General features: G+C 62.5%; 11 protein-coding genes. 6 read left to right on the forward strand and 5 right to left on the reverse strand.

The annotated features are described in order from the left end of the window. The first annotated feature begins 144 nt into the window (after positions 1–144). The gene (locus ACIGJC_RS28165) at positions 145–1,710 is read left to right on the forward strand and encodes a phage integrase family protein (protein WP_483712823.1); all 1,566 of its coding nucleotides are present in this window, start codon (positions 145–147) and stop codon (positions 1,708–1,710) included. 59 nt (positions 1,711–1,769) lie between these two features. Here ACIGJC_RS28165 and ACIGJC_RS28170 read toward each other — a convergent pair whose 3' ends face one another. Then, positions 1,770–2,780: a ParB/RepB/Spo0J family partition protein gene (locus ACIGJC_RS28170; RefSeq protein ID WP_483712824.1), complete on the reverse strand. Its 1,011-nt coding sequence runs from the start codon at positions 2,778–2,780 to the stop codon at positions 1,770–1,772. 3 nt (positions 2,781–2,783) lie between these two features. Next, positions 2,784–3,443: an AAA family ATPase gene (locus tag ACIGJC_RS28175; protein WP_483712825.1), complete on the reverse strand. Its 660-nt coding sequence runs from the start codon at positions 3,441–3,443 to the stop codon at positions 2,784–2,786. A 381-nt stretch (positions 3,444–3,824) separates the two neighbouring features. On the opposite strand from ACIGJC_RS28175, the gene ACIGJC_RS28180 reads away from it, so the two are divergent. Further along, entirely contained in the window at positions 3,825–4,028 is a 204-nt protein-coding gene (locus ACIGJC_RS28180; RefSeq protein ID WP_042880443.1) for a cold-shock protein, read from the forward strand. A 92-nt stretch (positions 4,029–4,120) separates the two neighbouring features. Here the strand turns inward: ACIGJC_RS28180 and ACIGJC_RS28185 are convergent, their stop codons facing one another. Next, on the reverse strand, positions 4,121–5,215 hold the full coding sequence (locus tag ACIGJC_RS28185; protein ID WP_483712826.1) for a replication protein RepA: 1,095 nt from the start codon (positions 5,213–5,215) through the stop codon (positions 4,121–4,123). Positions 5,216–6,737: 1,522 nt separating this feature from the next. After that, entirely contained in the window at positions 6,738–6,941 is a 204-nt protein-coding gene (locus tag ACIGJC_RS28190; protein WP_006159057.1) for a cold-shock protein, read from the reverse strand. Positions 6,942–7,356: 415 nt separating this feature from the next. Here ACIGJC_RS28190 and ACIGJC_RS28195 point away from each other — a divergent pair, with 415 nt between their 5' ends. From ACIGJC_RS28195 to ACIGJC_RS28205, 3 genes are all read left to right on the forward strand, one after another. Further along, positions 7,357–8,715 carry an NCS2 family permease gene (locus ACIGJC_RS28195; protein ID WP_483712828.1) on the forward strand — a complete coding sequence of 453 codons (1,359 nt, stop codon included), beginning with the start codon at positions 7,357–7,359 and terminating at the stop codon, positions 8,713–8,715. A gap of 682 nt (positions 8,716–9,397) precedes the next feature. Then, positions 9,398–9,709, forward strand: a complete 312-nt coding sequence (locus tag ACIGJC_RS28200; protein ID WP_483712829.1) for a hypothetical protein — start codon at positions 9,398–9,400, stop codon at positions 9,707–9,709. Between the two features lie 101 nt (positions 9,710–9,810). Further along, positions 9,811–11,181 (forward strand): sigma 54-interacting transcriptional regulator, encoded by a 1,371-nt coding sequence (locus ACIGJC_RS28205; RefSeq protein ID WP_483712830.1) that lies wholly within the window; start codon positions 9,811–9,813, stop codon positions 11,179–11,181. A gap of 116 nt (positions 11,182–11,297) precedes the next feature. Here the strand turns inward: ACIGJC_RS28205 and ACIGJC_RS28210 are convergent, their stop codons facing one another. After that, entirely contained in the window at positions 11,298–11,693 is a 396-nt protein-coding gene (locus ACIGJC_RS28210) for a hypothetical protein (protein ID WP_483712831.1), read from the reverse strand. A gap of 1,050 nt (positions 11,694–12,743) precedes the next feature. Here ACIGJC_RS28210 and ACIGJC_RS28215 point away from each other — a divergent pair. Beyond that, complete coding sequence (locus tag ACIGJC_RS28215; protein WP_483712833.1) at positions 12,744–13,739, forward strand: YihY/virulence factor BrkB family protein; 996 nt, start codon at positions 12,744–12,746, stop codon at positions 13,737–13,739. The last annotated feature ends 21 nt before the right edge of the window (positions 13,740–13,760 follow it).

The following is a 13,760-nucleotide window of genomic DNA, read 5'->3' on the forward strand; positions in this document are numbered from 1 at the left end:
CAGAAATCACGGATTTCGAGCCAATAAAGTGTGGTGGCTCGCACAAAAATAATTTACATTAACTTTGATGCCGCAAAAGTGGCCTGCTCAGAATCCACTTTGAATAAAGTTGTTATAGTTCAGTCACTTAGGTAAGAACCGAGGATGAGCGAAGATCACGGCGCATCGGCCGCCACCAAGCTGACCCGGACGGAATTCGCCGTTGTGCGCGCCTATGCGCAAGGCATGCGGCCGGTCGACATCGCCAACCGCTACCTGTCCGATCCGGACGATGACGACGCGCTGACCGAGAGCCAGGCCATCGCGCGTATCCTCGCGCTGCGGGACCGCCTCGTCCAGTTTGCCTTGCAGCATGACCGCCCGGACATCGCGGAGATGTTCGAGGCGCTGCGCGGGCGGTCCGACGTGGGCATGACGCGCCGGGTCGATGCACTCTCGTCGCTGGAAGGATTAGGGCAGGGTCGGCCGGCCTCGGGGCACGAAGTCGGACTGTGGTTCGGCCCAAGCCTGGCACGCCGTCTCGCCGCCGCTGGCATTCACAAGATTTCCGATCTCGCCAGCCTCGCCAATGCCCGCGGCAGTAGTTGGTGGCGCGCGGTGCCACGAATTGGCCCGAAGTCGGCGGAGGTCATTACACGATGGTTGATCGAGCAACGCAAAGCGGCAAAAGATAACAATACGGCACTTATTGGGGCACATATCGTGCCCCCCTCCGAGGTCTTCCAGCGCCCCGCCATCGTGCCGCTCCCATTGGGTCCACACATGGCGTACCCGGTACCGCTTGAACATATGCAGGAGCCGCCGTTGGGCCAGCCTGCCCAGGACGCGGCGGGATCGGACCTGGAGCGCGTCCGGCAATGGCTCGACGCCAAGCCGAGGTCGCCCCATACGCGAAGCAGTTACCGAAAGGAAGCCGAACGGCTACTGCTCTGGCTGGCGAGAGAGCGTCTGCAGCTGGCAGATCTCACAGTGGAATCGTTGCAAAGATATGTAGCCTTTCTGCGGGCACCCGAGCCGGCCGCGTTCTGGTGTGGGCCGGCCAGCCCTCGGGATCGCGTACATTGGCGGCCTTTCGAGGGACCACTGCGCGCCAGTTCGCAGACGGCGGCACTGAGGGTGATTCGTGCCATGTTGAAGTCGCTGTCGATGGCGAAGGCGTTCGGAGGCAGCATCGATCTCGTCGACACGCCAGCTATCAGCGCTAGTGTCGCCGTCGAGCCACATGGACGTAGTGTGCTCGCGCGCAGAGACATCGACGAATTCCTGGACTGGCTGGGCACGCAAGGCGAGTCAAAGTGGCAGGCAGCGTTCGCTGCCGCCTTGCTGGTCCGGGACGGATTCAGGCTCGGCGAGCTTGCCAGCATCCCCTGCGACGCGCTGCAAACGGAAGGTTCTGAAGCTTGCCTGCGTTGGCATGACGCGAAGGCACGATCTCGCGCCTTGGCCCCGGATACGCTTGCCGCGTTGCGGAAGCATTGGGTACGGCGCGGCCTGACGGAGTCCCCGCCCCGTGGCGCGGCGCTTCTGGGGCCGACCGATTATCCGCCGACTCGCCGAGGCGCCGCGAAGCGCCTGGCGGGGTCCGCGGCCGGCTATGGAGCCAGCGGTCTCGATCAGTTGTTGCGGGCCGCGTGGAAGACCTACGCGAGCACGCAGGCGAAGACATTGCCCGCGTTCACACCTAGACAGATTCGTTCCGCGGCAGTGTGAAGGCGCAGGGAACGCCATCAAGGGGCCCTCCCCCAACGCGGGATCGGGGCCGGTACGTCCTAGAGCAACGTCTTGTCCAGGCCAAAACGCGTCTTGAGCGCTTCGACCAGCGCCTCGCGCGCGCCGCGGTCGGTGAGTTGCACATCGAGCATGACCCGCCCGGAATCCCATTCCTTGATGGTGCCTAGCAACTGGCCGCCTTCGGTACGGATCTTGTACTGGCGACTGATTTCCTTCACCTTGCGCGATTTGCCTTCCTGGGCCTGCTTGCGGATGGATTCCACTTCGCGGCTCGACAAGCCGTCGGTCATGATGCGTGTTGCCAGGTCGCGGGTGCGGTCCTCGCCGGCGAGCTTGAAATAGAGCGTCAGCTCGTACCCCGCCGCAATGCCGATAGCGTTCGGCCGTTCGCGCATGACACCGAGCACCGATTCCGGCAATCGCAGCAAGGCGAGCGTCTTGTTCACCGTGCCGGCGGAGATGCCGGTCAGTTCGCAGATGTCCTCCTCCTTCTGTACCTTGCCCTCGTCCAGCAACTGGCGCCAGGCGATCGCATTGTCGAGCGCGGACTGGTCCGACCGCTGCTCGTTGAGCATGAAGGATAGGCGGTAGAAATCCAGATCACTGAGATCATTTTCGACAAAGCATTCCATCTCCAGCTTGCCGGCGGATGCCAGGGCACGCTTGCGATAGTGGCCATCGATCAGGATGTAGTGGCCCGGACGGGATGGGTCCGGAGCGGCAAGGCCGGGCGTCTTCTGTCCGTGCGTGGCGATCGACGCGGCACGCTCCTGCACGACGGCAGGGTCGTAGATCCGGCGGGCGTTGAGCGGATTGTCGTGCAGGTGGGTCAGGAGAATGCGGACCAGAGGGCGGGAGCTCTCCGTTTCGGCACTTTCAGCGCTGAAAGACAGCGCCGGTTCTGGCGGGCGACCCTGTAGCAGCCCGTTCGGATGCTGCGAAATTGCGGCCTCCGCGCGCGCAAAACGGTCCATGGAATCGTTACGGGTCTTTTCCGCTGCCATGCCGGCCAGCATGCCTGCTTTCAGGCTCTTCAGTTTTGTAGCCATGCCTTAATGCTCAATCAAAGACAACACTTCATCGACCATCATGTCGACCTCCTGCACGGCTTCGCGCGCGCCAGCGACACCGTGGACGGTGCAACCGATCGCCTGGCACTCCCGGAACGCCGAACGCGAACCGATCATCGAATTCAGCAGAGGAACTTCGCCGTCGTCACCAAGGATCTCGATTGCCTGACGCGCGATGGAAACACGCCTTTGCACCATGTTCGCCATCACGCGAATCAACAGCGTTTCATTCTGGACTTGCGCGTGTTGTGCGAGGGTTTTTGCCGCCACCGCAGCCCACAGGTCGGGCGGTGACGGAACCACGGGGATGATGGCCAGATCGGAAATCAGCAGGGCGCTGGACGGCGCAGCCGAGTGCACGGCCGGCGGGCAGTCGACAACAATGTAGTCGTAGTCATTGACGAATTTGCGGACTTCCCGGTGCATTGCGCCGCCGGACGGCGCCAAACCAATTACCGAGGCGGGGAAAGGACGCTCGTCGCTGGCCTGAGCCGCCCATCTTGTCGCCGTGCCTTGTTCGTCCATATCGACAAGCATCGAGCGCGCGCCCCGCAGGCCCAGCGTTCCGGCCAGATGCATGCTCACCGTCGTCTTGCCGCACCCGCCCTTTTGGTTGAAGACTGTGATGATTTTTGCTGCCACAAGGACCTCTCTTTCAGCGCTGAAAGTGCGCGGTTAACTTTAGGCGCCACTTTAGCCAAATCCAGGTGGCGCATCAACCGTATTCTAAATTTTTATAACATTTGTAGTTAGACAAGCGAGTGCGATCACTCACCGCGATGGGGTGAAACTGCCAATGTTTGATATTTCCGCTTGAAATGCGGCAGTCAATCCGCCTAAAGTATTTGTAGTGCGCTTTACGGCGCACATGACAGACCAGGACAAATCTGGTTATGATGCGCCCTACAGTCGAGTCAAGTCGTGTCAACCTCGTCGGCTTCCGTTCGGTATCTACGAGAATCAACGTGCTTGAACGGTTGTTTGCGTGGTGTACAAGAGAACTTGCTTCGAAAGGAAATTCCTATGGCAACCGGTACGGTCAAGTGGTTCAACGAGACCAAGGGCTTTGGCTTCATTACCCCGGACGACGGCGGTGCGGATCTGTTTGCGCACTTCTCCGAGATCCAGGGCGCTGGCTTCAAGACCCTGAAGGACGGTCAACGCGTGACCTTTGAGGTCAAGCAAGGCCCGAAGGGTCTGCAGGCATCGGCCATCAAGCCCGCCTGATGAGCGTGCGCCACGCAGCTTGCTGCGTGGCCATCGCCCGAAAACAAAAAAGGCAAGCCTCCAGCTTGCCTTTTTTGTCGTCCGCGCCTTCGTCAGCCCAGCTTGCGGACGCTGGTTCGGGACGGCTGCAGGATGAGGGCCTTCGAGGAGTCCGCATCGACCTTGGCGCCGGGGTAGACCACCAGCACGTCCTTGAGTGCCTTGCGAAACAATGCGCGAAATTTGCGCTCGCTTTCGGTTTCCGTGCCGAACTGCATCTGCAGGGCCTCCCACGGGATCTCGGTGCGTCGCTGGATTGTAAAGAATCGGTACGTTAGCCACGAGTAAACGTCCAACGCAAACGGCGACTGCTTGAGCGCCTTCAGCGCGCGCATGTCGACCGGTACGGGACGGTTAACCAACTCGTTGAAAAAGGGCTCTGAGAGCACCACAAAGCTCTCGAACATGGAGCCCTGGCCCGGCTGCATGGGATCCCACCACGTCGACAGCTGATCGGCCAGCAAGTAGCCGACACGGTCGATGGACAACGGCTCGTGGCTGCTGTTCTGGTTCTGGCTGGGCGTGGACTTGTTCTGGACGATCGCGATGGTCGCCGAGAACAGGCGGATCATCTGCTGTCGGACCAGCGTCATCGTGCCGCGCTTGCCACCCGTCGCCATCGGAATGCCGAGGTTGTACATGAACTCCGACAAGGAATTGCCCAGCGAGATGCGTCGGTCTTCCACCGTGCCGGTGAATTCCCCCCGCTTCTTCTTGGCCATGATTTCCTTGCCGATCCAGGCAAGCATCAGGCGCGGATACGACCCATAGGGATAGCCCAGCGAAACCGTTTCGGAGACCAGCTTCTGCCGGCCGTTGCTGGCGCGCTCAGAGCGCTGCTGCGTGAAGTAGCCAGGCTGGATCATCAGCGAAATGTTGCCGCTGGTACGCGTCCACACGGGAGGCGCGCCTTTGGGCGCGCGATACGGCAACGTGACCTGGACGCTGGCACGACTCAGGAACCCGACTTCGCCGCTTTGCCAGGCGTCCTCGCGCTCCATGGCTTGCGCCTCGTCGAACAGACGTTGAAATTTCTCGGACGGAACCAGGCTGTTCTCGTTGCCAGGAACAATGATGCGGGATGGCTCGCCGTCCATATCCAGGACGGTGCGATCCCCCGCGGCGACCGGGGAGCGTTTGATGGGCATAGTGGCGTGCTTCGGATTACCCGCCTTTTTACGCGAACCCGTAAACCTTGTCACGCAGAAACGGGTACGTATACGTTTCTACGGTGCTTCCCTGAATGCCGATTGGGTTGAGGTGCCGTGTTTACCTCGTTGACGGCAGGCTGGTTGTCGGTGGGCAACCCGTAGGGGTTGTCCACGGATGGCCAGACCTTGGCTACAAGTAAACGATACAGATACGGGTTAACTACTTGTAAACCGTATACGGAGAGGTCAGGGCATTGATTTCAAAGAAGAATTGAACCGCCCGCGAACCAGATTCTGCGGAGAACCGTACTCAATTCTGCGAAGGCCCGAACCTGAATCTGCGCAAGACCGAACCTGTTTCAGCGGAAACCCCGAACCGGATTCTGCGTGGATAACCTGTTGTTCCCACAGGCTTTTCCACAGCAAGACAGCTCGTTAGCGTACCTGTTTCTGCGATGAAAGCGCGGTTTCGGGTGTTTGAGTGCGCCTGGGCGGCGGGTTTACGGAGTTATCCCCGCAGAAATAGGTTCGTGCTGGCATATACCCATCGCCCTTCCGCCGCAAAGCGTACCCGTTTCTGCGCCACACCAGGGCAAAGCGTACCTGATTCTGCGCTAAGGCTCGGTGCAGCGCTGGGACCTCGCGGGCGTACCCAATTCTGCGGCGTACCTATTTCTGCGATCTCGGCTCAAGGTGGGAGCGCAGCGTGACCGTACCCATTTCTGCGTCCATCGAGACGACTCCTGTTGAGCCTAGCGTACCCATTTCTGCGGATACTTTCCGGGCGGCATCAGAACCCTCATCGCACATCCTATTATACACCGGGCCTTGGCTAAAAGCCAGTGCTTACTTTCAACGTATACGTGGTCGCATGGGGGTATCTCGCCCGTACCCGTTTCTGCGATGCGCGCGCTGCCGGACGCGGCCAATCGATGTCGGCCCGACATGGAGTTGCTATCCCGCGTACCTATTTCTGCGCTTCGTTGTCGTCAGGAAAACCAAAACGGGCGTACCCATTTCTGCGGAGTGCGTAAACATCGAGCTCTAGGCGGCTGCATGCCGCGCTGCAACATGGCGCGTACCCGTTTCTGCGAGGAAAAGTGATGCTGACCGACGCACCTGGTGGAGTGTGTTTACGCAACGCCGGCGAGGCCCTTCGCGCGTATCCAGGCTTCTGCGTACCCATTTCTGCGCGCCAGTTTCCGGCGGGGGGGTGCGCGCGGCCCGCTGCGTACCTGTTTCTGCGGACAAGAGGCGGCGGCAGCGTACCCATTTCTGCGTGGTGCGCCGCAATGCGTTACTTCAAACGAATGGGATTCGAGCGCGGGCGTACCCGTTTCTGCGAACGAGAGCTAGCCGCGGAAGAATGTGCTGTAGCAGTTCGGGGACTGCACCGCAGTGGGCCAGGAGGAAGGGGATGAAAACGGCGCCGACTGGCGTACGCTGGCGCCGGGCACAAAAAAACCCGCCTCGGGGGCGGGTTTCTTGTCGTGGCGCGCAGGGCGCGCCGCGTGCCAGCTTACAGCGGGGTGATGTTCGCGGCTTGCAGACCCTTCGGGCCGTTCTTGACTTCGAACGACACACGTTGGTTTTCCTGCAGCGACTTGAAACCGTCCGAGCGGATTTCCGAGAAGTGAGCGAAGAGGTCGTCGCCACCTGCGTCCGGCTTGATGAAGCCGAAGCCCTTGGCGTCGTTGAACCATTTGACGATACCGGTTTGCATGATTTGCTTTCCAGAAAAAATAAAATAAACGAATGACGAATGCGCCACTCTACACGGAACTCAAGGAAAGGACACCATGGACAACCGAAGTACCAGACGGTGGCTAACGAATGAACTGTTGCCTCGTCGCTTGAATCTAGTGCGATTTATACGGGGGATCGATGCTACCGTCAAGCTCGGGATGGCCCGTAGCGGGGGCTGGCATCACATTCCTGCGCTGTGGGATCATCACGCGCTTTACATGTTGTTCATGCGTCGGCGCGGGCACCTGCGCGGCCATTCTGCGCCAGAGTACGCTGGCCGCAGCCCTGTGCGCCATGCGTGCTCCAGTCATGGCCGCCACTACACCTGCCGTGGCGGCTGTTGTCCATGCGGCAGCCCGATGCCATAACGACAGACTTTCAGGAGACCTTTGATGTCGATACCGGAACCCGCTTCCAAGGCGGCCGGCCCCGCCGCAGGCCAGCCCACGCCCTCCCTGCTCGAGCGGATCTTCAGGCTATCCGAACACCAGACCGATGTGCGTACCGAAGTCCTGGCGGGGATGACCACCTTCCTTACGATGGCGTACATCATCTTCGTGAACCCGTCGATCCTCGGGGATGCCGGCTTGCCCAAGGATGCGGTCTTCGTGGCAACCTGCGTGGCGGCCGCGATCGGCACGCTGATCATGGGCCTGTACGCCAATTATCCGATTGCCATGGCGCCGGGCATGGGCCTGAATGCCTACTTCGCGTATACCGTGGTGAAGGGCATGGGTTTTGCTTGGCAAGCCGCGCTGGGCGCCGTGTTCATCTCGGGCTGTCTGTTCCTGCTGGTGACGCTGTTCCGCGTGCGCGAAATGATCGTCAACGGCATTCCGCACTCGATCCGCGTGGCGATCACGGCGGGCATCGGCCTGTTCCTGGCGATCGTCGCGCTCAAGAACGCGGGCATCGTTACCGCCAGCCCGGCCACGCTCGTCACTATCGGCGACCTGCACCAGCCGTCCGCCGTGCTCGCGATCGTCGGCTTCTTCGTTATCGTTTCGCTGGACCAACTGAAGGTGAAAGGCGCCATCCTGATCGGCATCCTGCTGACCACGGTGCTGAGCTTCCTCTTCGCTGGCAATACGTTCCACGGCGTGTTCTCCTCGCCGCCGTCGATCAGCCCCACGCTGTTCAAGCTCGATGTGTCCGCGGCGTTGTCGATCGGCATCATCAACGTGGTGCTGGTCTTCTTCCTGGTCGAACTGTTCGATGCGACCGGCACGCTGATGGGCGTGGCCAACCGCGCCGGCCTTCTCAAGGCCGGCCGCATGGACCGCCTCAACAAGGCGCTGATGGCTGACAGCACGGCCATCATGGCCGGCTCGTTCCTCGGCACGTCGTCGACCACGGCCTATATCGAAAGCGCTTCGGGCGTGCAGGCGGGGGGACGCACCGGCCTTACTGCGGTGACTGTTGCGGTCCTGTTCCTGGCCTGCCTGTTCATCGCGCCGCTGGCCGGCACGGTTCCGGCCTATGCCACCGCGCCGGCACTGCTCTATGTGTCCTGCCTGATGCTGCGCGAGCTGCTCGATATCGACTGGAATGACGTGACTGAAGTTGTTCCGGCCGTTCTGACGGCGCTCGGCATGCCGTTTACCTATTCTGTGGCCAATGGCGTGGCGTTCGGTTTCATCACCTACGCGGTGCTCAAGCTGCTGACCGGACGGGCCCGGCAGGTGCCGGCGATGGTGTGGATCATCGCGGCCGTGTTTATCTTCAAGTTCTACTATCTGCCCGGTCACTGACACTGGGAAGCCGTAGCATCGCCTGTCCGAAATGCATGCTGCGGCGACTGCCGCGTACCCGTTTCTGCGTGGTATGGCGCAACAAGGCGTACCCGTTTCTGGGGGGCGGTCACACCCTGGCCCATTGCCATGGAAGCGCCTATTTGGGAAAAATGCAGCGAATGCGATGCTTCATGTGCGCTTCATCCCAAAGGATGAGTCCGGCATGAGATTGGTCGGACATCCCCCACTCGGGGCTGGACAAACCGCCGCAAATGCACTGAACTAGAGACGTGGCAAACGGAGGGGCGCGTGACGCGCCCCTTCTCGACTCCGGTTCATCCCGGCAAGGCGCCAGCGAGCGCCGTGATATATCTTCGGCAAGTCCGCCCGTCGTGGGACGCATCCGATCAGACCGTATTTCAATACGGCATCGCCACCACGAAGACAGAGCGTGCGGACACACGTGCGCCAAACAAACAAGAATTTCAAGACAGAAGAGTGGTAAACGCGAACGTGTAGTGCCGGGGGTGTTGTACAACGGGGATCAGATATGAACGCAGGAGAAATCCGGCGACCCGCCATCGGGCCCATCAGCGAGTCCGCCAATCGTTCCATGCATCGAACCTGGGCAGTGTTGGGAGACGCCACAGGAGATTCAGCGACCCGCAAGATCCGCCATGACGGCGCAGCGGTGTCCGACGTGACCACTCTGCTCGAGGAAGGCGATTTGTCCTCGACCACGCGCCAGGCCGTTGAGAACCTGCTGCGGCGGCATCGGCTGCTTGAAGCCGAGTTGGTCCGCCAGCGCGAACTGCTGCAGGAATGGATCCTGAGCCAGCAGACCTACAAGGCGCTGTACTACCAGTATTCCGGGCAGACGCCCGAGTCGCCGCGCGTCGAGTTGATGCGCGAGCGCGATATTGTCCGCCGCCGTCTCCAGGAGGAACTGCACCTGGGCAGCGATCCGCTCGCCGCCATGGGCGATCCGGCGCATAGTCAGTCCAGTTCGTGATACCGACGTCGAGTCCGCGGCGTGCGCACCGGCCGGGAGGGTCGGTGCCAATGCGCCGGGAAACCGGGGTGAACAATAAGCCCAACGTCCGGGAGATCGTTATGGACCGACTGTGCAAGGCGCCGGCACGCGCTGCGCAGGTCGTGGTCGTGTCGCGTCATGAGGATTTTGGTTTTACCCCTGCCCAGTTCGGGCCGGGCTGGGACGTGCGCCGCATCCAGCAGGTGCGCGACCTCGAGCGGGTCGTCCGCGGGAGCGCGCCCATGGCGGGCGTGATCGACCTGCAAGCCGAATACAGTGATGCAGAATTCGCGCAACTGGAGCAGAGCCTGCAACACCAGCACGTGACGTGGGTGGCGATCACCACCGACGCCCAACTGGCGGACCAGCGCGTGCGCATCCTGATCCGCGATTACTGCGTCGACTACGTGCGTACGCCCTTCTCGCACGACGAGTTGTTGTACACCCTCAAGCACGCGCATGGCATGGCCTGCCTGCATCATGGCCGCGCCACCGAGATGGCGTCGCACGGCGCGATGATCGGCGAATGCGCGCCCATGCGCAGCATGTTCCGTTCGTTGGCGAAAGTCGCGCACAATGAAGCGCCGGTATTCATTTCGGGCGAGTCGGGCACGGGCAAGGAGCTTGCCGCCCAGGCGATCCACGAAGCCTCGAGCCGGCGCAAGGGGCCATTTGTAGCGATCAACTGCGGTGCCATTCCATCGCACCTGGTGCAGTCGGAACTGTTCGGCTACGAGAAGGGCGCCTTCACCGGTGCGAACCAGCGCAAGATCGGCTGGATCGAGCAGGCGCAGGGCGGCACCTTGTTCCTCGATGAAATCGGCGACCTGCCGCTCGAAAGCCAGGTGGCGCTGTTGCGCTTCCTGCAGCAAGGCACCATCACACGGCTGGGCGGACACCAGTCCATTCCGCTGGATCTTCGCATTATCTCGGCCACGCACGTGGACCTGGTGGCGGCGCAGGCCGATGGCCGCTTTCGCTCGGACTTGTTCCACCGGCTGTGCGTGCTGACGCTGACGATTCCGGCGTTGCGCGAGCGTGGCGAGGACATCCTGCTGCTGGCCAATGTCGTGCTGACCGAGCATGGCCACGAAGCCCACCGGCGCATCCGCGGATTCTCCCCCTGCGCCACGCAGGCGATGATGCAGTACGCGTGGCCGGGCAATGTGCGCGAGCTGATCAACCGGGTGCGGCGCGCCATCGTCATGACCGACAACCGCAAGATCACGGCGGAGGACCTGCAGCTGCATGGGGGAACGGAGCTGCCGCGCAAGACGCTCGATGCCATTCGCGAAGAAGCCGAGCGCGAGGCGATCCGCAGCGTCATGGCCAGCCACGGCTTTCACGTCGTGCCCGCCGCGCGCGAACTGAACGTGTCGCGCGTGACGCTGTACCGGCTCATGCACAAGCACAACATTCGCGTGGAAACGCAGCCTGCCGCAGGCGAGTAGCACCGGGCCCGTCACGCTCCAGGTCGCGCGGCTGTAGCGCACCTCAGGCGCTCCAGGGAAAGGGGAACTGGCGACGTCCGCTCTCCGGTTCCCCTTTCCCCATGCCTTGCGGCACGTCAGCGCACAACGGTGTTGGCCGGCACGGATGGCTTGCGCGCCGTCCCGGCGGTGTCTTGCGTCCCGGCGGCCGGCGTGGTCGCCAGGTTCATGCTGATCTTGCCGCGCGTATGGCGCGGCTGCGCATAGCCGCCTTCACTGTGGCGGCCGGGCGCCGTGTCGCGGCGGTCCAGGCCATCGCGTGCCTGCCGCTCACTCGGCGTCGCGGCGCCCGGGTCCTGCTTGAACTGCAATTCGCCCCATGCCCAGCCAAAACCGCGCACATAGATATCGTTGCTCACGGCAGCATGCGAGTTGGCGCTGGCATTGTCGGGCCGGTCGAACCAGGCATAGCTGGCCGCTGCGGCGCTGGTCGAGAACAGAGCCAGGGCGGCGGCAAGGCATCCGGCTTTCATGGGTCGCTCCCTCCCTTGGTGGAAAAAAGTGCCCGCCGGGGGACGGAGCACAAATTCCTGCTGGTTTGCGGCGCTCTCCTGTGGCGCGCCGTGGTCCAGGTCTAGTGTCCCGTCCTGCGCCGGTATGCCGAAATCGCAAGCGCCCGGCTCCACAGCGCGCAAGGCGATACGGGCCGCTCGGGCAAACGCGGATACGGCAGCAACGGCGCCGACAAAAGGTCGATCACGGACGGTGGCGGTCCTGCCAACCGGTGCGAGCGCCGACGTGCCGTCATGCGTGCTGGCGGATGACGCATGGCTGGGGCTCCTCCTGCATGCTGCAGGTCATTTTGCTATGTCTCTTGACGACTCCCGTTCAGACAGAGAGCGACAAGTATGCCAATGGCCGCAAACGCTTGTTTTATGCGGCTTTCGGGGAAGTGCAAGGGGCTCATGGTGGGCTTGCGCTGCGGCCGCTGACGAATCGGTTACGTTGCTGCAACGCCGACATTCCCAATCTTGCACCGCGACGGCCAGCGGGCTTAAGACTCACATGCCGCGATCCCGCGCCCCGCGCGGCATGACACCTCGGCAGGCGCAAAGCCTGACGAATCGGGTGCGGTTACAGCGCTGATACAGGCGCCACGTCCGTATCCCTTGCACGCTGGCACGGCAGGACGCAGAAACGGGTACGCTTCAACGCAGTGGTGAGGTGGGTTGCGCCGCAGCCGCCGACTCGCTGGCACCGCTCGCGGTGGCGCCCGAAATTGGCTTGGGGCCGGGCTGGCTACGCTCGCAGCCCCCGGTGACGAGGCTCAATCCGAGCAGAAGGAGGGCGGTCAGGATCCGCCCCGGGGTGATGAGGGTCACATTGCCTCCTTTCGCAGTCCTTGCGGCGCAGGTCGCGTCACAGGCGCTGGCAAGCGTGCCTTGTCTTACTGTAGCAGGTTGGTTCCGCACTGCCGGGCATGGCGCCCCCGGCTCGGTGAAGCGCACCAATGCGCAGTATCATGAACGCAGGTGCCGCGTCCGCTGCGTGCTGTCCCTAATGCTGCGAAGGACCTCCCGAGCATGGCTGCCGAAGAACATAACCTGCCAGATGACCGACATCGCCACTCCGGCGCGTCGCGTCCGCCCCCGGGCGCGCGGCGTTACCTGCCTGATCGCCATACCGGGCAGCGCACCGTCCGCGTGGTGACGGCCGCCGTGCAGTCATGGTTTGCCCACCGCGCCGCCAGCAAGGGCGCGGCGCTGTCGTTCTACATGCTGTTCTCGCTGGCCCCGATCCTGGTACTCGTGATTTCCATCGCGGGGCTGTTCTTTGGCGCCGAAGCGGCGCGTGGCGAGATCTTCGAGCAGCTGCAGGGTCTGGTCGGCGAGCAGGGCGCCAGCGCGATTCAGGGTATCCTGGCCGCCACGCACCGTGCCGGCGGCAGCGGCCCGGCCGCCATGATCGCCACGGGCATCCTGTTTGTCGGCGCGACCAGCGCCTTTGCCGAGCTCAAGAGCAGCCTGGACGATATCTGGCACGTGCCCGTGCCGGCCACTGCGGGCTGGCAGCAGCTGCTGCGCTCGCGCCTGCTGTCGTTCAGCCTGGTGCTGGTGCTGGCGTTCATGTTGCTGGTGTCGCTGATCGTCAATGCCGCGCTGGCCGTGGTGGAACGCTTCTGGGGCCAGCTGTGGACGCAGTCCTGGTTCGCGCCGGTGGCGGACGTGTTGTCCACGCTGTTCTCGTTCTCAGTCGTGACGCTGCTGTTCGCAGTGATCTTCAAGATGCTGCCCAATGCACGCATCGCCTGGCGTGACGTCACCATGGGCGCGATCATCACCGCGCTGCTGTTCTCCGTCGGCAAGCGCGGGATTGGCCTCTATCTCGGCAACAGCGCGGTGGCGTCTTCCTACGGGGCGGCGGGCTCGGTCGTGGCGCTGATGCTATGGGTGTATTACTCGGCACAGATCTTCTTTTTCGGTGCCGAACTCACGCGCCAGTACGCGCTGCAGTTTGGCAGCTTGCGCGGCCAGCAGGTGGATGCGATTCCCGGGGCGGGCGGCGAACCGGTAAAATAGCGCCCCATTCCCTTTCGTGCG

This window comes from Cupriavidus sp. C3SS-1, assembly GCF_057073755.1.